20 protein-coding genes and 1 pseudogene are annotated in these 20,252 nt (G+C 68.8%); 7 read left to right on the top strand and 14 right to left on the bottom strand.

What is annotated here, in order from left to right; translation table 11 throughout:
* Nucleotides 1–3: 3 nt before the first annotated feature.
* Complete coding sequence (locus tag AS97_RS44880; protein WP_210566943.1) at nt 4–354, bottom strand: transposase; 351 nt, start codon at nt 352–354, stop codon at nt 4–6.
* A gap of 477 nt (nt 355–831) precedes the next feature.
* Between AS97_RS44880 and AS97_RS44875 the strand changes: the two genes are divergently transcribed.
* Nucleotides 832–1,290 (top strand): nuclear transport factor 2 family protein, encoded by a 459-nt coding sequence (locus AS97_RS44875; RefSeq protein ID WP_059147329.1) that lies wholly within the window; start codon nt 832–834, stop codon nt 1,288–1,290.
* Nucleotides 1,291–1,413: 123 nt separating this feature from the next.
* Nucleotides 1,414–2,649, top strand: coding sequence for an epoxide hydrolase (locus tag AS97_RS44870; RefSeq protein WP_210566942.1), 1,236 nt, complete (start codon nt 1,414–1,416; stop codon nt 2,647–2,649).
* 477 nt (nt 2,650–3,126) lie between these two features.
* Here AS97_RS44870 and AS97_RS44865 read toward each other — a convergent pair whose 3' ends face one another.
* The gene (locus AS97_RS44865) at nt 3,127–3,363 is read right to left on the bottom strand and encodes a hypothetical protein (RefSeq protein WP_210566941.1); all 237 of its coding nucleotides are present in this window, start codon (nt 3,361–3,363) and stop codon (nt 3,127–3,129) included.
* Between the two features lie 148 nt (nt 3,364–3,511).
* Nucleotides 3,512–4,093, bottom strand: a complete 582-nt coding sequence (locus tag AS97_RS44860; protein WP_210567422.1) for a TetR/AcrR family transcriptional regulator — start codon at nt 4,091–4,093, stop codon at nt 3,512–3,514.
* On the opposite strand from AS97_RS44860, the pseudogene AS97_RS49150 reads away from it, so the two are divergent.
* A pseudogene (locus tag AS97_RS49150) lies at nt 4,011–4,409 on the top strand (hypothetical protein); the annotation flags it as partial. The gene AS97_RS44860 and the pseudogene AS97_RS49150 overlap by 83 nt on opposite strands.
* Before the next feature lie 633 nt (nt 4,410–5,042).
* Here the strand turns inward: AS97_RS49150 and AS97_RS44855 are convergent.
* The gene (locus AS97_RS44855) at nt 5,043–5,804 is read right to left on the bottom strand and encodes an SDR family NAD(P)-dependent oxidoreductase (protein WP_210566940.1); all 762 of its coding nucleotides are present in this window, start codon (nt 5,802–5,804) and stop codon (nt 5,043–5,045) included.
* Nucleotides 5,805–5,864: 60 nt separating this feature from the next.
* Entirely contained in the window at nt 5,865–7,004 is a 1,140-nt protein-coding gene (locus AS97_RS44850) for an acyl-CoA dehydrogenase family protein (RefSeq protein ID WP_210566939.1), read from the bottom strand.
* Nucleotides 7,005–7,094: 90 nt separating this feature from the next.
* Between AS97_RS44850 and AS97_RS44845 the strand changes: the two genes are divergently transcribed.
* The 3 genes from AS97_RS44845 to vph are packed head-to-tail and all read left to right on the top strand — an operon-like array spanning nt 7,095 to nt 8,863.
* Nucleotides 7,095–7,697 (top strand): TetR/AcrR family transcriptional regulator, encoded by a 603-nt coding sequence (locus AS97_RS44845; RefSeq protein WP_055554935.1) that lies wholly within the window; start codon nt 7,095–7,097, stop codon nt 7,695–7,697.
* 38 nt (nt 7,698–7,735) lie between these two features.
* Nucleotides 7,736–7,945 carry an integrase gene (locus AS97_RS44840; RefSeq protein ID WP_346160076.1) on the top strand — a complete coding sequence of 70 codons (210 nt, stop codon included), beginning with the start codon at nt 7,736–7,738 and terminating at the stop codon, nt 7,943–7,945.
* Between the two features lie 54 nt (nt 7,946–7,999).
* Nucleotides 8,000–8,863, top strand: coding sequence for a viomycin phosphotransferase (gene vph, locus AS97_RS44835; protein ID WP_210566938.1), 864 nt, complete (start codon nt 8,000–8,002; stop codon nt 8,861–8,863).
* A gap of 101 nt (nt 8,864–8,964) precedes the next feature.
* Here vph and AS97_RS44830 read toward each other — a convergent pair whose 3' ends face one another.
* The 8 genes from AS97_RS44830 to AS97_RS44795 form a co-directional block, all read right to left on the bottom strand.
* A complete protein-coding gene (locus tag AS97_RS44830) occupies nt 8,965–9,321 on the bottom strand; it encodes a hypothetical protein (protein ID WP_059147334.1) in 357 nt (118 codons plus the stop codon).
* 405 nt (nt 9,322–9,726) lie between these two features.
* Entirely contained in the window at nt 9,727–10,941 is a 1,215-nt protein-coding gene (locus tag AS97_RS44825; protein WP_210566937.1) for a glycerate kinase, read from the bottom strand.
* A 180-nt stretch (nt 10,942–11,121) separates the two neighbouring features.
* A complete protein-coding gene (gcl, locus tag AS97_RS44820) occupies nt 11,122–12,903 on the bottom strand; it encodes a glyoxylate carboligase (RefSeq protein ID WP_210566936.1) in 1,782 nt (593 codons plus the stop codon).
* A 1-nt stretch (nt 12,904) separates the two neighbouring features.
* Entirely contained in the window at nt 12,905–13,819 is a 915-nt protein-coding gene (locus tag AS97_RS44815; protein ID WP_349017647.1) for a 2-hydroxy-3-oxopropionate reductase, read from the bottom strand.
* A 22-nt stretch (nt 13,820–13,841) separates the two neighbouring features.
* On the bottom strand, nt 13,842–14,669 hold the full coding sequence (locus AS97_RS44810) for a TIM barrel protein (RefSeq protein WP_059147337.1): 828 nt from the start codon (nt 14,667–14,669) through the stop codon (nt 13,842–13,844).
* A 223-nt stretch (nt 14,670–14,892) separates the two neighbouring features.
* The gene (locus tag AS97_RS44805) at nt 14,893–15,282 is read right to left on the bottom strand and encodes a gamma-glutamylcyclotransferase (RefSeq protein ID WP_059147338.1); all 390 of its coding nucleotides are present in this window, start codon (nt 15,280–15,282) and stop codon (nt 14,893–14,895) included.
* A 104-nt stretch (nt 15,283–15,386) separates the two neighbouring features.
* A complete protein-coding gene (gene aceB, locus AS97_RS44800; RefSeq protein ID WP_059147339.1) occupies nt 15,387–16,997 on the bottom strand; it encodes a malate synthase A in 1,611 nt (536 codons plus the stop codon).
* The gene (locus AS97_RS44795; RefSeq protein WP_247204706.1) at nt 16,990–18,456 is read right to left on the bottom strand and encodes an NAD-dependent malic enzyme; all 1,467 of its coding nucleotides are present in this window, start codon (nt 18,454–18,456) and stop codon (nt 16,990–16,992) included. Before AS97_RS44795 ends, aceB begins: the two co-directional genes overlap by 8 nt.
* 266 nt (nt 18,457–18,722) lie before the next feature.
* Here AS97_RS44795 and AS97_RS44790 point away from each other — a divergent pair, with 266 nt between their 5' ends.
* Nucleotides 18,723–19,508 (top strand): IclR family transcriptional regulator, encoded by a 786-nt coding sequence (locus tag AS97_RS44790; protein ID WP_086709234.1) that lies wholly within the window; start codon nt 18,723–18,725, stop codon nt 19,506–19,508.
* A gap of 110 nt (nt 19,509–19,618) precedes the next feature.
* Here the strand turns inward: AS97_RS44790 and AS97_RS44785 are convergent, their stop codons facing one another.
* A complete protein-coding gene (locus tag AS97_RS44785) occupies nt 19,619–20,185 on the bottom strand; it encodes an IclR family transcriptional regulator C-terminal domain-containing protein (protein WP_210566934.1) in 567 nt (188 codons plus the stop codon).
* Between the last annotated feature and the right edge of the window lie 67 nt (nt 20,186–20,252).

Here is a 20,252-nt window from a genome sequence, read left to right as displayed (position 1 = left end):
ACGTCACCAACGCCCCCAATGGCGACCCCGCGCCCCGCCTGCCCCCTCCCTGCCGGCGGGTGTCGATCGACAGGGCTCCAGATGCTGCGAGGCATCTCCGGCCGGGCGGGCTCGTGCGTCCGCGTGGGCTCGGTCGCTGGCGCGGTCGCGGCAGATGATCTCGATGCCGGGTTGGTCGGCCAGCCAGCGGGTCAGGGTCGCTGCCTCGTGGTCGGGCAGCAGGTCGATGGGTCGGCAGGTCTCGACGTCGATCAGCGCGCTGCCGTGGACGTGGCTCTTGCGCAGGGCGAAATCGTCGACGCCGAGGACGCGCGGGGTCTTCGGCGCGGGTCGGGCAGGGCGTGGATCAGCCACAGCGGCGGGGTGGGGCGGCTGACCGCCGCGCTGAGGACGGCGGCCAGGCGGGCGCCGCGCCGGCTCGTCCTGCCGGCGTCAGTGCGATCACCTGCACCACGGCGTGCAACCGCTGACTGCGCCGCCCGCGCCGAAAGGTGAGCCGGTCGGGCTTTGCGGGTGCGGCCGGACCGTGCGCCGTCCTTGTGCTCCGTGGCCCGGTCCTCGCATTCGCAGTTCTCACTCCAGAACATGATCGCGTTACCCATTTTCTGGACTTGCCGGTCCATTTATGATGCCGCATGATGAGTGGACCAGAAAGTCCAGAAGGGGGTTGGCCTCCTCGGCGGTGTTCGCATCATCGAGCAGGTTGGCCGACAGCCCTCACCAGGCCGCCCGTCGGTGTGCGAGACACGCTGTCCGCTTGACGGACCGAGCCGAGCAAACCGCCTCGCGGGTGGATGCCTGTCCGCGTCACGGGAGGAAGTGTGATCAATTATGGATGCCGTTGAGCGTCTCAGTGCCACTGAGGATCTTCGTCGTCTGATGGCTCGCTACGTCCGTTACGCGGATCATCAGCGCTGGAAGGATCTTGCGGGCCTGTTCACACCGGACGGTACGTTCACACCACACAAGCCGGATGGGTCAGTGTGGTTCCGTATGGAGGGCCGGGAGAAGATCGCCGAGACGGTCGGTGCCAGCGGCGGCCCCGGCGTCACCCTGGTCCACCACCTGTTCTCCGACGAGATCGATGTCGATTCGGCGACCACCGCTCACGGCGTATGGGCGATGGAGGACATCATCACCAGGCCCGAGAACGCCGAGGCGTCCGAGGATATCCCCTTCCGGCGCATGCACGGCTTCGGCCACTACCACGCACGCTTTGCCAAGACGAACGGCACGTGGTTCATCGCCGAGCTCAAGCAGACCCGGGTCCGCCTGGACTTCACCGACTGACTCCCCCGCCTCGGGGCGGGCCACCCCCAGGCAGGGGCCGGTCGCGACTCCGCCATGCAGTGGCACCCGCCCCCAGGGCAACAGCTCCCCCCTCTTCACCGACTTCACGAAAGCAGAATTGCCATGAGTGACAACAGCGGGACCAGCGCGCTGGAACCATGGAAGATCAACGTTGCCCAGGACGTCCTGGACGACCTCAAGGACCGCCTGAAGAAGACCCGCTTCTTCGAGGACCTGGACAACGAGGACGAGTACTACGGCATCAGTACCGCCTACCTCAAGCCGCTCGTGGAGTACTGGGCGGACGGCTTCGACTGGCGTGCTCAGGAAAAGCGGCTGAACTCCTACAACCAGCACAAGGTCGAGATCGACGGCGCACCGGTGCACTTCGTCTACGAGCGCGGCAAGGGCCCCGACCCGGTACCACTGATCATTAACCCTGGCTGGCCGTGGCCCGGCGAGTTCAGCTATGGGCTCATCGGCCCGTTGACAGACCCGGCCGCCCACGGCGGTGACCCGGCCGACTCGTTCGACGTCATCGTGCCGGACCTGCCCGGTTTCGCCTGGTCCACCCCCGTCGGCAGAGGTGACCTGAATTACTGGAAGATCGCCGACATCATGCACACGCTCATGACCGAGGTGCTGGGCTACGAGAAGTACGGCGTGGCCGGCTCCGACTACGGCGCCCTGGTCACGAGCGCACTCGGCCACAAGTACGCCGACAGCATCATCGGCCTGCACTACGGTCAGGACATGCCTCCGGGCCAGTTCGCCAACGAGCGGTTCTGGGACCTGACAGACGGCGCCAAGATTCCCGAGGATGCCTCGCCGGAGCTGCGGGCGGGGCTTGAGAACCTCGTTGACACCTACGTCTCCCACGTCGCCGTCCACATGCTGGACGCATCGACCCTCACCCACGGCCTGAACGACTCACCGATCGGCATGCTCGCTTGGCTGCTTCGGCGGTGGAAGAAGTGGAGCGACAAGCGGGGCGACTTCGAGGAGAACTTCCCCCGCGACTTCATCCTCACCCAGGCCACCACCTTCTGGGTGACCCAGTCCATCGGCACCTCCATCCGCATGTACCGCAACGCGGTGCGCTACCCGTGGGTGCCCTCCCACAACCGGCAGCCCATCGTCGAGCCGCCTGCCGGCTTCACCTTCCTCCTCGGCGACGCCTATCCGCCCGCCGTCAGCACCGTCGAAGAGCGCATCGCCGCCTTTGAGAACGGGCTCACGCGCAGCTCCTTCAACGTGGTCAACGTCAATGCCCACATGAAGGGTGGCCACTTCGTCCACTACGAGAACCCCGAAGCCTTCACCTCCGACCTCCGGAAAACCTTCCGCAAGCTCCGCTGACCCTGCAACCGGCATGCCTCCCGCTCCGGCCCCGGAGCGGGAGGCCCGTTGTCATCCGAGGCAGGTTGTCACCGCCGCCATGTGCCTGGCGAATGGATCGCAGACCTGGCATCGAAGGGAGCCCGGACGCCGCGGCCAGTTCGCGGCCACCGCGAGTCGGCTGTGTGCACGGAACCGTGTGATCGCCCCGAGGGCAGAGTCCCCGCCGATCGAGGCTGCGGTCTTCACCCGATCACCCTCGCCAGATACAGAAGCTCGCCGTAACCACCGGCAGGTAGGTGATGTCCCCGACGTACTTGGTGTTCGGCGCGCTCGCGGTGAAGTCGCACCGGAACAGGTCCGGAACAGGTCCGGCACGGGTACGGCACGGGTACGGCGGACGGTTCGGGCACGGTGGTGACCTGGCGCCTGCGCAGTCGCGGCCGGGCGATGCCGAACTTCCGCATCACCGGTCCGACACGCTTGGGGTTCGCGCGCTCACCCCCACCGCGCGGCTCGGCTGTGATGCGGGGACGAGGCGTTGGTGCCGTTCCACTCGGCATGCACGGCCCTGATCTGCTCGGCAAGCACGGCGTCCGCCCGCTCGCGGGCGGCACGGGCCGCGGGGTCGGCCCGCGGCTTGCGGAAGCTGGAGCGGGCCACCTCCAGCACGGCACACAACCGCTTCACTCCCCAGGCCCGGCGACGGTCCTCAAGGAGCTGGCAGCGGTTCACCCGGTCATCTCTTGTGCGAAAAACCTTGTTGCCGTGCGCGGGATGTCCCGTTCGGTGGCCAGTTTCTGATGCTCCTTGCGCACGGTCTTCAACTCCGCTCGCAGGGCCGCCGCCATGCGAGCAGTCCGCTCATGGAGCCGTTCCCGTGTCAACGCGCCGTAGGAGCAGCGGTGCGCAAAAGCGTCAGCGTCGTATCGAGTGCCGCCTCAAGGTGTGTGATGGCACCGGTGGACATCAGAATGGTCACGCCACCCTGCACCGCGGCGACGAGCGCGGCCGCGGTTCGGTCGGCGTCCAGCTGCCGGTCGATCTCGCCGCTGTCCTGCATGCGCCGGATGCCGGTGTACAGGGCCGACTGCCACTGTCTGATCAACTGGCCCGTGAGCGCCTGCGCGGCCGGAGTTGCGCGGCCCAGCTCAGTGATCAGCATGCCGAGCGGGCAGTTGACGCCCTGCCGCTCATACCGCCGCACGACCGCGTCACGCCAGTCCTGCCACGCTGACCACGTACCCAGGCCGCTGAGGTGCGGTTCCTGGTCTTCGAGGACGCGCTCGGCCTCACGGGCGGCCACCGCCAGCAGCAGCTCCTCCTTCCCGCCGGGGAAGTAGTGGAAGATCTGGCTCTTGCTGGTAGCGGTACGGGCGCGGATGTCGTCGAGCGTCGTCGCGGTGACGCCCCGCCCGCGGATCTCCTCGGCAGCCCCCTCCACAATGCGGCGCCGGGTGGCCATGCCCTTAGGGGTCAGCCGCGGCGCGGACGCTCCACTGGTGGTCACGGACCCTCCTCAAATTCTGGACTTGCCAGTCCATTGTAAACGAGGGAAGGTCGCGAATGCAGACCGAAGAGAGGGAGGCGAGACGCGGGCCACCGTCGTGAAAGAACTGGGCGGCCCGGAACAGCTGCAGCTGACCGACCGGCCCACCCCGGAGCCCGGAGCGGGAGAGATCCGGGTGGACACAACCGCGGCAGGGGGGAACTGCATGGACCCCGGCGCCCGCCCGCTCGACGCGGCCACCGGCGAACCGCCTTTTGTACCGGGCATGGAGGGCGCCGGCCGGGTGAGCGCGCTGGGCGCGTGCGTGACCGAGTTCGCCGTTGGCGACCGGTCGCCTGGGTGTACGCCTACGGCTCCTACGCGGAACAGATCGTGCTGCCCGCCGCCGGCGCCGTGCCCGTATGGGACGACAGCGAGCAAAAGGCCGAGACCGCCCGGGCATCGTCGGGAGACGGGCTGTCTTCAGACGACAGCGGTCCCCAGGGGCGGGCCCCGAGAGGTGATCGCGTGGACGAGGAGGAGAAGCGGCGTGTGATCCGAGGAGCCTCGGCGCACACCAAGGCGCGGGCGGTCCGGAGGAAGGGGCAGGGGGAGCTGCAACCGCAGGTGGCCTGCTGGGCGGTCTCGCCTTCGCGTGGCCCACGGTGGGGCTGCACGAGATTCCCGAACACGTCGGTCAGCTCTGCGGGAAGCGTGTCCTGGTGCGTCAGGCGCGCCCGAAGGGCCTGGCCACAGGCATCTCGTCCAGCGGCCTGTCCAACCGGATGCCGGTAGCCGAAAGGCAGCAGGAAACCCGGACCGAGGACTGGTTCCTCCGTCAGCTGCGATCCGCCGGGGACAGAGCCCAGCGCCGACAGTACGTTCTTTCCGCTCTTTCTGCCGAGGTCCTACGGAAAGGTGACATTCACCGGGCACCCATCCGAAGGGCGCCGTCCATACGGATGGTCTCGCCGTTGAGGTAGTCGTGCTCGGCGATCACGGTGACCAGAAGCGCGTACTCGCTGGGCTGAGCGAGGCGTTGGGGGAAGGGCACGCTCCCCGCGAGGCTGGCTCGTACGTCGTCGTCAAAGCCAGCCATCATGGGGGTGTCCACGATGCCGGGGGCGATGGTGACCACGCGGATACCGTGCCGGGCCAAGTCGCGGGCCGCGGTGACGGTCATGCCTGCGACGCCGGCTTTAGAAGCGGAGTAGGCGATCTGGCCGACCTGTCCTTCGAACGCGGCGATTGACGCGGTGTTGACAATGACCCCGCGCTGGCCGTTTCTGTCCGGCTCGTACCGGGCGATCGTCTCGGCTGCCAGGCGCAGAACGTTGAAGGTCCCCAGGAGGTTGACCTTGAGCACGGTGTGGAAGAGGTCAAGGTTGTGCGGGCCGCCGCGGCCCAGTATGCGAGCCGACGGAGCGATTCCGGCGCAATTGACAGCGAGTCGCAGTTCCGCGCCGTCAGTGTCGATGCGTGCCAGCGCCCGTCGGACCGGTTCCTCCTCGGTGACATCGGCGGCCAGCAGGGTGATGCCGTCCGGCTGCGGGCCGGCCGCGGTAACAGCCTTCTCGAGATCCAAGCCGTAGACGGCGGCACCGCGCGCGGCCAAGGCGGCGGCGGTCGCGGCGCCCAGACCCGAGGCCGCGCCGGTGACCAGCGCCGCGGTTCCGGAAAGGTCCATGGTTCTCCCTTGCGAAGGCCGTGAGGCTGCGGGATGAGGTGGTGGCGGGGTGTTCGGGCGTCAGCGGGCGAGACAGCGGCTGATGACCAGTCGCTGGATCTGATTCGTGCCCTCGAAGATCTGCATGATCTTTGCCTCACGCATGTATCGCTCGACAGGGAAGTCGCGGGTGTAGCCGTAGCCGCCCAGTACTTGGACGGCGTCGGTGGTGACCTTCATCGCTGCGTCTGTGGCCACCAGTTTCGCGACGCTGGCCTGGCGGCTGAAGGGGCGTCCCAGGTCGTGCCGACGCGCAGCGTCCACATAGGTGGCACGGGCGGAGTCCACCGCGGCGGCCATGTCGGCGAGAAGGAAGCCCAGACCTTGATGATCGACGATCTTGCGGCCGAAGGTGGTGCGCTCGTTGGCGTAGGCGACGGCCGTGTCCAGGGCTGCCTGGGCGAGCCCAGTGGCACAGGCGGCGATGCCCAGTCGCCCGCTGTCCAGGGCGCTGAACGCGACCTCAAGGCCCTGTCCCTCGTCGCCGATCAGTCGGTCGGAATCAATGACCGCACCGTCCCACATCGCTGAGGTGGTCGGGATGGCATTCAGGCCCATCTTGCGTTCGGGCCGGCCGAAGGTGAGGCCCTCTGCCGCACCTGGTGCGAGGAAGCAGGAGATGCCACGGGTGCCCGGCGCCGTTCGGGCGAAGAGAGCGTAGAAGTCGGCCTTGCCGCCATGGGTGATCCACGCCTTGGTCCCGCTGATGCGGTATCCGTCTTCGACGCGTTCGGCCTTGCAGGTCAGGGCTGCCGCGTCTGAGCCGGCCTGGGGCTCGGACAGGCTGTAGCCGCCGAGGAATTCGCCGGCCAGCATGCGGGGCAGCCAGCGTTCTTGCTGTGCCGAGGTGCCGAAGGCGTGCAAGGGGTAGCAGGCCAAAGTGTGCACGCTGGTGGCCACTGCGACGGCGGCCCACTGGGTCGCCAGTTCTTCCAGAACTTGCAGGTATACCTCGTACGGCTGGCCTCCGCCGCCGTGCTCCTCCGGGTACGGCAGGCCCAGCAGTCCAGCCCGGCCGAGCAGCGCGAACAGCCCGTCCGGGTAGCGCTCGTCCACCTCGTGCTCCTCGACCCGTTTGCCGAGTTCCTTCTCGGCGAGTTCGCGGGTCAGGTCGATCAGATCCTCGGCCTCCTGCGTGGGAAGCATGCGGTCGACGGCCATCACAGCTCCAAGCGGTACTTAAAGCGGTACGTCAGTACCGCTCAAGGTAGCGCTTAACGGTCGTGGTGTCACCTCTGGGATACTTGCCAGATGATCAAGGCCTCCCCACCAACCGGCCCGAAGCTCACAGGCCGGGGCTCCGCCCGGCGCTCCGAGCTGTTCGAGGAGCTTGTGGCGCTGCTGACCGAGGAAGGTTTCGCCCGCTTCACTCTGGACGAGGTGGCGGCACGTCTTCGCTGCTCCAAGCGCACCCTGTACGGGTTGGCCGACAGTAAGGAGCAGCTGGTCCGCGCCGCGGTAGTGCACTTCTTCCGGGGAGCCACCGAGCGCGTCGAGGCCGCCGTGGCCGCCGAGAGCGATCCCGCGGCCCGGCTGGCGGCGTATCTCCACTCTGTGGCGGCCGAGCTCGGCCCGCTGTCTCCTCAGTTCTTCGAAGACGTGGCCGTTTTCGAGCCTGCCGCGGAGATCTACGAGCGCAACACACGCGCGGCCGCCCGCCGCGTGGAACAGCTGATCGACGAGGGCGTCACAGCGGGTGTGTTCCGCGATGTGCACGTGGCGTTCGCCGCCGACGTCATCACTGCCGTGATGGTGCGGATCCAACAGCGCCAGGTAGCCGCAGCCACCGGCCTCGGCGATGCCGATGCCTACGCTCAGCTCTCAGAGCTCCTGATGCGCGGTTTGGCCCGCTAGTCGCACTGACCTGGAGGGTTGCCGAGCGGAGAAAGGGTGTGCGGGCTTCGGCTCGCCCGGTGTTGCTGGTGCAGGGCCGGGCGTCGGGCCACCCCGCGCAGACCCGCGCCCCGCACCGCTACCTGCGCTGGCGCAACGCCAGCGCCCGGCATCCCGACGTCCTGGCCGCGCAACGCCGAGAACGGTCCCGTATCCGCAGCGAGAAGGGCATTCGCTGGGGCTTACGCCCGCTCGCCGGCGTGGCCTGACAGTACGTCGCGCACATCGCCTCCGACCCATCGAAGGATCCAGAGGTCACACTCGTGAGCATCCGTACGACGCAGCGTGCTCTGCTGAGCCGACTGCTGCCCGACGACAAACCGGACGACCTTGCAGTACGTCAGGGGCAATTCCACATGGTGGTCATTGGCTCAGACCGTGTCGTGTGCCTGCCTCGCACCCGGGCAGCGGCCGCCCGGTTGCCCGAGCGGGCGGCCTCACTTCACGCACTCGCCGCCCTCGACCTCGGCTTCCGCACACCTGAGCCGCTGTTTCAGGGCAGCGCCCACGGCACCGACGAGGTGCCGTTCCTGGTACTCAGCCGCGTTCCCGGGGAACCGCTGGAGACTGACGCACTCAACGATGCCCGCATGGTCGACACCGTGGCGGCGCAGTACGCCGCGCTGCTGTCCGCTCTGGCGCGTGCCGGCACCGACGAGACGGTACGAGCAGTTCTCCCTCAGGCGCCAGAAGACCGGTGGCGACAGTTCGCGGAGAACGTGCGCGCGGTACTGTTCCAGCTCATGTCCGACAGCGGGCGCCTACGGGCCGAGCAGGAACTCGCAGCACTCGACAGCCTCCCCCATCTCCCCCGAGCAGTGGTGCATGGCGACCTCGGTGCCGAAAACGTCCTGTGGGAGTGGACGCAGGGCCTGCCGCACCTCTCCGGCGTACTCGACTGGGACGATGTCACACTCAGCGATCCGGCCGAAGACCTCGCAGCCATCGGCGCCAGCTACGGCCCCGAGCTCCTGGAGCGAGTGCTCGCCCTGGGCAACTGGTCAAACCACGGACTCCGCACCCGCATCGCCGCGATCCGCGGCACATTCGCCCTGCAGCAAGCCCTCTACGCCGTCCGCGACAACGACGAAGAAGAACTCGCGGACGGCCTGGCCGACTACCGCTGAGGCATACCAGCACATCCGCTTCATCGAGCACGTCACGTCAACACCAACCCGGCGAACCTACGCGGTCACAGCACTAGTCACCGCTGCCGGGACGACTCGGACTATTCCACCGGCTCCACCAGGAGCGTGGTGTGCTGGTTGTCATAGCCCTCCACCATCACGAGTGCGCACGCCTTGACCACCGCTTGATAGACCCGGCTCACCTGGAGGTCGCCGCGGGGGACCAGCGGATAGGGATGGAGCATCAGGCCGCCGTTGCCCCCTCGGCTCGCGTGCACATGGTTCATGTACCGGATGCCGGTATCCAGGTCGAGTATGACCGGGTACTGACACGGGTCCATCCAGGTCAGGGGCTTGTGGCGCTTCTTCTCCGGCCGTATGTCGACGAACTCGGTGACCTCGATCTTGTGTCCCGCGGGTACCGCGGCGGGGTAGTTCAGGGCGAGTGTTAAGGCCATGTGATGAGCATAATGAGGGACGGACCGACTCCGGCCGAACCGGCTTCTGTTTCCGGACGGCGGTCCCTGCGCGAGAAGGAGCGCATACATATCGCGGACCAGCTGCGGGAGAAGGCTTCCCTCCGCACAATCGGCACAGACCTGGTCCGCCCACACCCGCGAACACCTGGACGCCGTCGCCGCCGAGCCGAACAGCCGCCCACGGTCACCAGCAGGCTGGGCTCCACGGGGAACAGGCGACAGTTGAATACGAGAGCCCACCGGTACCGGGGCCGGTCATGTCGCCAACCGGCCCGTCTACGTGGCCATCGCGGTCACCACGGACGGCTACCGGGGCGTTCGTGACGTGCTGATACTCGTCTGCGACGGACTGGCCGCCCTGCCCGACCGCGGTGAGCGGTGGCCTCACGCATCGGAGGGGAACCTCTCCAGGTGGTCAGCGTGATCGCCCGGGTGCGGGCCGGCGGCCGAGGGCGGGTCGAGCAGCCAGTCCGCAGCGATCGCGGCGGCGCGCTGTTCGAGCAGTGCACCGGCGTCGCGGACGCAGCGTGCGGAGTCGGATTCGATGTCGGTGAGGGAGTAGGCGGCCCGGATGCCCGCGCTGCGCAGTTGCTCGACGGACAGCTCGGTGCGGCCGGCGACCGCGACCACCGGGACGCCCTGGGTGCCAGCAGCGCCGGCCACGCCGACGGGTGCCTTGCCGTGCAGGCTCTGCGCGTCCAGCGACCCCTCGCCGGTGATCACCAGCCGGGCTCCGGCCAGCTCTTGGCGGAAGCCGAGCAGATCCATGAGGATCTCGATGCCCGCGCTCGGCTGAACGCCGAGGAAGGCCATGGCTGCGAAGCCCACGCCGCCGGCGGCTCCCGCGCCGGGTCGCCGGTCATGCTCGTCGCCCACCACCGCGGCGGTGGCCCTGGCCCAGTGAGCCAGGGCTGCGTCCAGCACTTCGACGTCCTCCGCCGTGGCGCCCTTCTGCGGGCCGTACACAGCGGCGGCGCCCAGCGGACCGAGCAGCGGATTGTCGACGTCACCGGCCATGATGACCTCCGCCTGGCGCAGGCGTGGGTCCAAGGAGGTCAGGTCGATGGTGTGCAGCCTGGCCAGAGCCGCCCCGCCGCGCGGCAGTTCGGTCCCGGAGCTGTCGAGCAAGGCCCCTCCGAGGGCCTGCACGAGGCCCGCGCCACCGTCGGTGCAGGCGCTGCCGCCCAGCCCGAGGACGATGCGACTGCACCCGCCGTCCAGGGCGGCCCGGATCAGCTGCCCGGCGCCGTAGCTGGACGCGTTCAGGGCGTCCGGTCTGCCGTCGGGCAGGAGGTGCAGCCCTGACGCCTGCGCCAGCTCTACAACCGCCGTACGGTCCTTGACCGCGACGGCGGCCTGCACCGGTTCCCCGGTGGGCCCGTCGGCGGTGACGTCGACGCGGAGGAAGCCGGCGGACAGGGCCGCCCGGAGGGTGCCCTCGCCGCCGTCAGCGATGGGGATGGTGCGGACCGGCAGGGTCGGGATCACTGCGCGCAGGCCCGCCGAGATGTGGTCGGAGACTTCGACGGCGGTCAGCGAGCCCTTGAACTTGTCCGACGCGATGACGACATGGCCGCCGGCGGGTGCCGACTGGATCATCTGCACGATCTCACTTCCGGGAGATCCGGGCTCCGGGAAGCTGCTCGGAGCGGTTCGAAACGAAGAATGACGAGGTGAGGAAGGAGGGAGGGCGCCTCCCGGCGGCCCCGGCACGACCGGATGTGGTCACGCCGCCGGGAGGAGTTTTCCGACGCTACGCGACTGCGGGCGCGGGGCCGGTCAGTCGAGCGTGTTGAGCACCGCCGTGGGCGCGTCCGAGGCTTGGAGGGCGACCGGCTCGAACTCGTTGATCGAGTCGAGGCCGGCGCCGCCCATGGAGACGTTGGTGACGCGCTCCAGGACGACCTCGACGACCACCGGGACGCGGTAATCGGTCATGAGCTTCTTGGCCTGGTCGAACGCGGCACCGAGCTCGTTCGGGTCGAAAACCCGGATCGCCTTGCAGCCCATCCCCTCGGCGACCTTCACGTGGTCCACGCCGTAGCCGTCGACCTCGGGGGCGTTGACGTTCTCGAAGGCCAGCTGGACGTGGTAGTCCATGTCGAAGGCACGCTGCGCCTGGCGGATCAGGCCCAGGTACGCGTTGTTCACGACGACGTGGATGTAGGGGATGTTGAACTGCGCGCCGACAGCCAGTTCTTCCAGCATGAACTGGAAGTCGTAGTCGCCGGAGAGCGCGACGACCTGGCTCTCGGGGTCGGCCGTGGCGACACCGAGCGCGGCCGGCAGGGTCCAGCCCAGCGGGCCGGCCTGTCCGGCGTTGATCCAGTTGCGCGGTCCGTAGACGTGCAGCAGCTGTGCGGCCTGGATCTGTGACAGACCGATGGTCGTGACGTAGCGGGTGTCACGGCCGAATGCCTTGTTCATCTCCTGGTAGACCCGCTGTGGCTTGACCGGCACGTTGTCGAAGTCAGTCTTGCGCAACAGTCGGCCCTTGCGCTCCTGGCAACCGGCCGCCCACGCGGAACGGTCCTTGAGCGCCCCGGCCTCCTTGCGTTCCTTCGCGACCTGCACGAAGAGTTCCAGGGCGGCCTTGGCGTCCGAGGCGATGCCGAAGTCCGGTGCGAACACGCGGCCGAGCTGGGTCGGCTCGATGTCGACGTGGACGAAGGTGCGGCCCTCGGTGTACTTGTCGATCGCGCCGGTGTGGCGGTTGGCCCAGCGGTTGCCGATACCCAGGACGAAATCCGACTCCAGCAGCGCCGCGTTGCCGTAGCGGTGCGAGGTCTGCAGACCGACCATGCCGGCCATCAGCTCGTGGTCGTCCGGGATCGTGCCCCAGCCCATGAGGGTGGGGACGACCGGCACGCCGGTCAGCTCGGCGAACTCGACCAGCAGGTCGGAGGCGTCCGCGTTGATGACACCGCCTCCGGAGATGATCAGAGGCTTCTCGGCGGCCTGGAGTATGTCCAGGGCCTTCTCGATCTGGGCCCGGGTCGCGACCGGCCTGTAGACCGGTAGCGGCTCATAGGTGTCGATGTCGAACTCGATCTCGGTCATCTGGACGTCAATCGGCAGGTCGATGAGCACCGGGCCGGGACGACCGGAACGCATCAGGTGGAATGCCTGCTGGAAGACACCGGGGACCTGAGCGGCCTCGAGGACGGTGGTCGCCGCCTTCGTCAGCGGCTTGGCGATCGAGGCGATGTCGACGGCCTGGAAGTCCTCCTTGTGCAGCTTGGACACCGGCGCCTGTCCGGTGATGCACAGAATCGGGATCGAGTCCGCGGCGGCCGAGTACAGGCCGGTGATCATGTCGGTGCCGGCTGGGCCGCTGGTGCCGATGCAGACGCCGATGTTGCCGGCTTTGGCACGGGTGTAGCCCTCCGCCATGTGCGAAGCACCCTCGACGTGCCGGGCCAGGACGTGGGTCAGCCCGCCGTTGGTCCGCATCGCGGCGTAGAACGGGTTGATCGCCGCGCCGGGCAGCCCGAACATGTGAGTGACACCCTCACGCTTGAGGATCTCCACCGCGGCCTGGGCCGCTGTCATACGCGCCATGTCAGTTCACCTCTCGTCCGGCGAGGCGCTCGACACCCCGGAGCAATGCGGAGTGGTCGAGCGAGCCGTCGCCGCTTGCGCGGGACGAGGCGACGAGCTGGGCGACCAGCGAACCGACCGGCAGCGGCGACTCGACGGCGCGGGCGGCGGCGGTCACGATGCCCATGTCCTTGTGGTGCAGGTCGATCCGGAAGCCCGGAGCGAACTCGCGGTTGACCATGTTGGCCTTCTTGCGGTTCAGCACGGTCGAACCGGCCAGGCCCCCCGCGAGGACGTCCAGCGCGACCGGCAGGTCGACACCCGCGTTCTCCAGGAAGACCACGGCCTCGGCCACGACCTGGATGTTCACCGCGACGATGAGCTGGTTGGCGGCCTTCACGGTCTGGCCAGCGCCGGTCGGACCGACGTGGATGACCGTGGTGCCCATGGCGTCGAAAACCGGCTTGGCGTCGGCGAAGTCGTCCGCCTCGCCACCGACCATGATGGACAGAACAGCCTCGATCGCCCCGGCCTCGCCACCGGAGACGGGGGCGTCCAAGGTCCGCACGCCCTTTTCCTTGGCGGCGGTGGCGACCTTGACGGAGGTCTGCGGGGTGATGCTGCTCATGTCGATGACGAGCGTGCCCGGCTTCACGTTCTCCAGGACACCGCCCTCACCGAGGACGACCTCCTCGACCTGCGGGTCGGCGGGGACCATCGTGATGACGACCTCGGCGTCGGCAACGGCCTCGGCGACGCTGCCCGCGCCCTTGCCGCCGGCGGCGACGAGCTTGTCGATGGCGGGCTGGCTGCGGTTGTAGCCGGTGACGGTGTGGCCGGCCTTGACGAGGTTGGCGGCCATCGGGCTGCCCATGATGCCGAGGCCGATGAAGGCGATCTTCCGAGGGGTGGTACTCAACGCTTCTCCTTGGTCGATTTTCTGCGTGCGGACCGGATCTTCAAAGGGCCGTTCGGCCAGCGCGGCGCTCCCGGGGGAGCCAGCCGAAACTGTCGGCCGAGGCGACGGTCGGCTTGTACTCCAGACCCACCCAGCCGCGGTAACCGGAGGCTTCCAGCCGGGCGAGCCGGTCCTCCAGGCCGATCTGGCCGGAGCCCGGCTCGCCGCGTCCCGGCGCGTCCGCGATCTGCACGTGGCCGATGCGGGCGGCATGAGCCGCGATCACGGCGTCGACGTCGTCGCCGTTGACGGTCAGGTGGAACAGGTCGGCGAGGAAACCGATGTTGTCCACGCCGCTCTCGCGCTCGACCCGGTCGATGACGGCGATCGAGTCCGCCGCGGTGAGCAGCGGGTAGGCCGGAGCGCCGCTGACCGACTCGACCAGGACCGTCGCGCCGGTCCGCTGCGCGGCCCTGGCCGCGAGGGCCAGGTTCTCCGCGGCGAGGTCGTCCTGCGCCTCGGGGCCGACGCCCTCCACCCGGTTGCCGTACAGCGCGTTGAACGCCTTGCAGCCGAGCTGCTCGCCGACCCCGAGAGTGACGTCGATGTTGTCACGGAACTCGGCGGACCGGGCGGGCCACGACACCAGGCCGCGGTCGCCGCCTGCCATGTCGCCGGCGAAGAAGTTGAGCCCTACGAGCTGGACACCCGCGTTACGCACGGAATCGACGAACGCGTCGATGTCCCGGTCGGACGGCACAGCCCCAGCGAACGGCCACCAGAACTCGACCGCCTCGAACCCGGCGGCCTTCGCCGCGGCCGGACGCTCCAGCAGTGGGAGTTCGGTGAAGAGGATGGACAGGTTGACCTCATACCGAAGCTGATGCATCTCTATTTCCGCTTCCTGGAAGTGCGATTCTGATTTTTGGAATGACTATCTGTGGATCCGGGCTGCCATCAAGAGATTCCATGCACGAAATGTCCCCGATGAACCCGAAGATGCCGCGGGGGCACCGACGGACGCCCCTCGGGCAGCGCTCGGGGACGCCCCCAGGCGTTGGCACGACGCGCCGCACCGGCGTGGATCGCCGTCAGCTACTGCGAACCCCGGATCAGGCATCGCGGCCGAGGGCCGTCAGGTAGGCGCGCCACCCGCCGAACTCGGTGATCTCCTTGTGGAGGCCCCGCTCCAGCTCGCCCCGGCGAAGGATCATCGAGAAGCAGGCAGAGCCGTCCTCGAGCTTGATGATGCCGAACTCCAGCTCGGCCGGCTCGGTAGGCAGCAACTCGTCACGCAGCACATCCATGGGCACGTCGTAGACCTCGCCCTCGACGGCTGTGTCGACGGAGGCGTCGGGGAGCAGACCCGGGCAGGTCTCGCGGATGGAGAAGAAGCGGTAGCCGGGAGCAGTACGGGTCTTGTGCACCAGAGGGGCGCCCTGGAGGTGGTGGTGGAACGGGCCACCCTCCATCGCCTGGCCGTTCAGGAACATGTGTGCCATGGGGACCTTCTCTCTGAGTTGCGCTGAGACGAAAAAGTCGTCGTCGGGCGGGGAGGTCGGATATGAGCGGGGCGCAGTGGCCGATGGGTCGCGAAAGCGGCCGGTCAGTCCAGCAGGGCATAGCCGGGCACGGTGAGGAAGTCGGCGAAATCACCGTCAAGGGCGACCTGCTCGAACAGCGGGCCGGCCTGCTGCCAGCGGCCGGCGTCGTACGCGGCGTCGCCCAGCGACTCACGCAGGCTGGACAGCTCTTCGGAGACGAGGCGGCGTACCAGCTCGGCGGTGACCTTCTGGCCACCCTCCAGCACAACGTCGTTGTGCACCCACTGCCAGATCTGCGAGCGGGAGATCTCGGCGGTGGCAACGTCCTCCATGAGGTTGAAGATGCCGACCGCGCCGTGGCCGCGCAGCCACGCCTCGATGTACCGCAGGCCGACCGCGATGGCGCTGTGCAGGCCGGGCTCGGTGCAGACGCCCTCGGTGCCGGCGACGTCGAGCAGTTGCTCGGCGGTGATCACGACGTTCTCGACGGGCCGGTCCTTCTGGTTCGGCCGGTCGCCGAGAACGGCATCGAAGGCGGCCCGGCAGACCGGCACCAGGTCGGGGTGAGCCACCCAGGAGCCGTCAAAGCCGTCACCGGCCTCGCGGCTCTTGTCCGCCGTGACCTTGGCCAGAGCCGCCTCGTTGACCGCGGGGTCGCGGCGCGAGGGGATGAACGCGGCCATGCCGCCGATGGCATGGGCGCCGCGCCGGTGGCAGGTCTGCACCAGCAGGCGGGTGTAGGCGCGCATGAGCGGCGACGTCATGGTGATGGTGTCGCGGTCGGGCAGGATGAAGCGCTCACCGGCGTCGCGGAAGTTCTTGATGACACTGAAGAGGTAGTCCCAGCGGCCGGCGTTCAGGCCGGCGGCGTGCTCGCGCAGCTCGTACAGAATCTCCTCCATTTCGAAGACCGCGGTGATGGTCTCGATCAGGACCGTGGCGCGCACGGTGCCGCGCTCGATGCCCAGCGCCTCCTGAGCGTGCACGAACACCTCGTTCCACAGCCGCGCCTCGCGGTGGCTCTCGGTCTTCGGCAGGTAGAAGTACGAGCCGCTGTTCGGATCCTGCGCGCCCCGGGCGATCAGCCGCTGCGCGTTGTGGAAGAAGTACAGGCCGAAGTCGAACAGGGCGCCGGCGACGGGCTTGCCGTCGACGAGCAGGTGACGCTCCTCCAAGTGCCAGCCGCGTGGGCGGACCACGACGGTGGGGAGCTCCGCGTCCGGCCGCAGGCGGTACTCCTTGCCCTCGGGTGAGGTGAAGCCGATCCGGCGCTCGAAGGCGTCGATCAGGTTCACCTGGCCCTGGAGGAGGTTCGACCAGGTCGGAGCGGTGGCATCCTCGAAGTCCGCCAGCCAGACCTGCGCGCCTGAGTTGAGGGCGTTGACGGTCATCTTGCGGTCGGTGGGACCGGTGATCTCCACCCGGCGGTCGAGCAGGGCGGCAGGCGTCTGGGCGACCTTCCACTCGGCCGCGCGGATCTCCGCGGTCTCGGGGAGGAAGTCCAGCCGGCCGGTGCGAGAGATCTCCTCGCGCCGCGCGGTGCGCGCCACCAGCAGCTCCTCGCGCCGCGCGCCGAAGCGGCGCTGCAGACCAGCCACGAAGTCCAGCGCCTGCGGCGTCAGGATTCGCTCGGCCCCCTCGACGTGGGCGCCGGTCACCTCGATGTCAGGCATTGTTTCCTCCTGAGAGCTCGGCGCGGTCCTGGTCCTGGGCCTGCGCGATGGTGCGCTCAGCGGCGGCCTCACGGACGGCGGCAGCGACGGCCGGGGCGACCGTGGCGTCGAAGACGCTCGGGATGATGTAGCCGGCCGACAGCTGCCGCGGGGTCACGGCGGCGGCGATGGCCCGGGCCGCGGCGGTCATCATCTCGCCGGTGATGTCCGAGACGCCCGCGTCGAGCAGTCCGCGGAAGAAGCCGGGGAAGGCCAGCACATTGTTGATCTGGTTGGGGTAGTCGGACCGCCCGGTGGCGACCACCACGGCGTGCCGGCCGGCGGCGACCGGGTCGACCTCCGGGTCCGGGTTGGCCAGGGCGAACACGATCGCGCTCTCGTCCATCGCCGCGATGTCCTCCTCCGTGAGGAGGTTCGGCGCTGAGACTCCGATGAACACGTCGGCGCCGCCCAGCGCCTCCCTGAGCGTGCCACGGCGGCCGGAGCAGTTGGTGTTGTCGGCGATCCACCGCCGGAAGTCGTCCATCCCCTCCTGCTCGGGGTCGAGGACGCCGCGCCGGTCGCAGCCGATGATCTCCCCGGCGCCCTGCTTGTGCAGCAGCCGGATGATCGCGTGGCCGGCCGCGCCGACACCGGAGACCACGATGGTGATGTCCTCGATGCGCTTGCCCACCACGCGAAGGGCGTTGGTGAGGGCGGCCAGGACCACGATGGCGGTGCCGTGCTGGTCGTCGTGGAAGACCGGGATGTCCAGGGCCTCGCGCAGCCGGGCCTCGATCTCGAAGCAGCGCGGCGCGGAGATGTCCTCCAGGTTGATCCCGCCGTACACCGGGGCCAGGGCCTTGACGACGGAGACGATCTCGTCGGTGTCCTGGGTGTCCAAGCAGACCGGCCAAGCGTCGACGTCCGCGAACTTCTTGAACAGCGCGGCCTTGCCCTCCATGACAGGGAGCGCGGCCTCAGGCCCGATGTCGCCCAGTCCGAGCACGGCCGAGCCGTCGGTGACCACGGCGACGGTGTTCCGCTTGATCGTCAGGCGGCGGGCGGCGGGCGGGTCCTCGGCGATGGCCGTGCAGACTCGCGCCACTCCGGGGGTGTACGCGCGGGATAGGTCGTCGCGGTGCTTGAGCTGGACCTTCGGCGTCACCTCCAGCTTCCCGCCGAGGTGGACCAGGAACGTCCGATCGCTGACCTCGAGGACGGTGACCCCGGAGACGGCGGCCACGACCTTGCCGATCTGCTCCGCGTGGTCTGCGTCGCGGGCATCGCAGGTGGCATCGACGACCATACGGTCGGCCCGACGCTCGGCGACCTCGAGCGCGGTGAGTGCCCCGCCCGCCTCCCCGATGGCTTCGGCGATCACCGAAGCCATCGCGGTCTCCGCGGGACCCTCGACACGCATGGTGATCGAGTAGCCAGGAGTCGGGGGCGTCATCTTACGGTCAACCTCGTTTTCCATATCGCGGAGCTTAACTTCCACATTGCAGAAGTCAAGGGCCTCCAGGGGCCTTACGGACGCGAGCCGCCGCGAGTCACCCCGGGAACACGCGACGTCCACCACGCGAAAAACCGAGGCCCGCACCGCCTGGAGGCCCGGCGGACACCAGACGACTTCGGGGGCCGGCCCCGCATGCCGAGTGCCGGCCCATTGCCCCGGCGAACGTCGTCCACAAGAGCCGACCGAAGTCCCCGCAGCGGCCCAAACTGAGGAAGTATGCTTCCGTCATGCGAAAAACGCAGAGCCCCGAGGAGTCTCCGGCGCGGTCTGGCGGCGTCCAGTCCATCGTGCGTACCTTCGAACTGCTCGAGGCGCTGGCCGACCAGGGCGGCGCGGCCAGCCTGTCCCGGCTGGCCGAGACGTCCGGTCTGCCGCTGCCCACCATTCACCGGCTGGTCCGGACTCTGGTCAGCCTCGGCTACGTACGCCAGGAGGCGTCCCGGGAGTACGTGCTCGCCCCGCGGCTGATCCGGCTCGGCGAGAGCGCCGGCCGGATGCTGTCCACCTGGGCCATGCCCCACCTGGCAAGACTCGTCGACTCCCTCGGCGAGACCGCCAACCTCGCCATGCTCGACGGCGATCAGATCGTCTATGTCGCGCAGAGGCCCGGCTGGCACTCGATGCGCATGTTCACCGAAGTTGGCCGCCGGGTCTCGCCGCATTGCACGGCCGTCGGCAAGGCTCTGCTCGCCGACCTCTCCGAGGCCGATGTCCGGGCACTGCTGCGGCGCACCGGTATGGCGGAGCACACCGAGCACACCATCACCGACCCGCAGACCTTCCAGGACCAGCTGACCTGGGTCCGCGAGCACGGCTACGCCACCGACGACGGCGAGCAGGAGATCGGCGTCCGCTGTGTGGCCGTGAAGATCCCCAACGCGCCGTCGAGGATCGCCTTCTCCATCTCCGGCCCCGCGCCGCGGATGACCCAAGACCTGATCGATCGGGCCGTACCACTGCTGCTCAACGCCGCCGAGAGCCTGTCCGCCGAGCTGAGCTCGGGACGGCTCTGAGTTGAGGGTGCTGCCCGCCCGCGCCTGACCAACCGGCGGGCAGCATGTGGTCAGACCGGATGGGGGCAGATCTTTCCCGTCGCCGTGACACCGGAGGAAACCCCGAGCCGTCAGGAGTGCCAGGGCCTGCCGACGGTGCCTTTGTCCGTGCCGTACCTGACCACGAGGCCCGATCCCGGGTGTCCTGCCCGCGGTACCACGTCGGGCCGGGTGCGCAGCCGATACATCACCGCGGTCTGCGGGCGTTCCGTGGTGATCGAGAGGGTGCCCCGCCGAGCGGTGCGGTCACTGAGCCGTCGACAGCGACGGTTGACCGGGGCCGCCACTCGACCTGCGGGGCCCGAGATCGAGATCGCGGCGGCGGTCGGCGATTCGGGCACGGAGGCGGCCAGGCAGCGGACCCCGATCTCCTGCTCGTCGTCGACCGCGCACCCGAGGCGGCGTATGTCCTCCAGGGCAGTCAGGAAGCCGTGCTCGTCTTCTCCGCGGTGGCGGGCATGCCCGTACGGGCGAGCAGGACGCGAACCCTCCTGGCCCGTGAAGCCCGCGAATACCGCCTTGCCCACGCCCGTGGAGTGCGGCAGCGCCCGGCGGCCCACCTCGGTGAACATACGCGTCGAGTGCCTGGACGGCACCTGCCCCACGTCCGCGGTCTCATCGCCATCCAGCAGTGCCATGTTCGCCGTCTCGCCGCACTCCTCGACCAGCCGGGGCCGAGCGCATACCGGCGGTCGGGCTGCTGAC

This window comes from Streptomyces sp. AgN23, assembly GCF_001598115.1.
Lineage (GTDB): Bacteria > Actinomycetota > Actinomycetes > Streptomycetales > Streptomycetaceae > Streptomyces > Streptomyces antimycoticus.
Note: the sequence above shows the minus strand (reverse complement) of the source record. Positions and strands in the feature narration are given on the sequence as shown.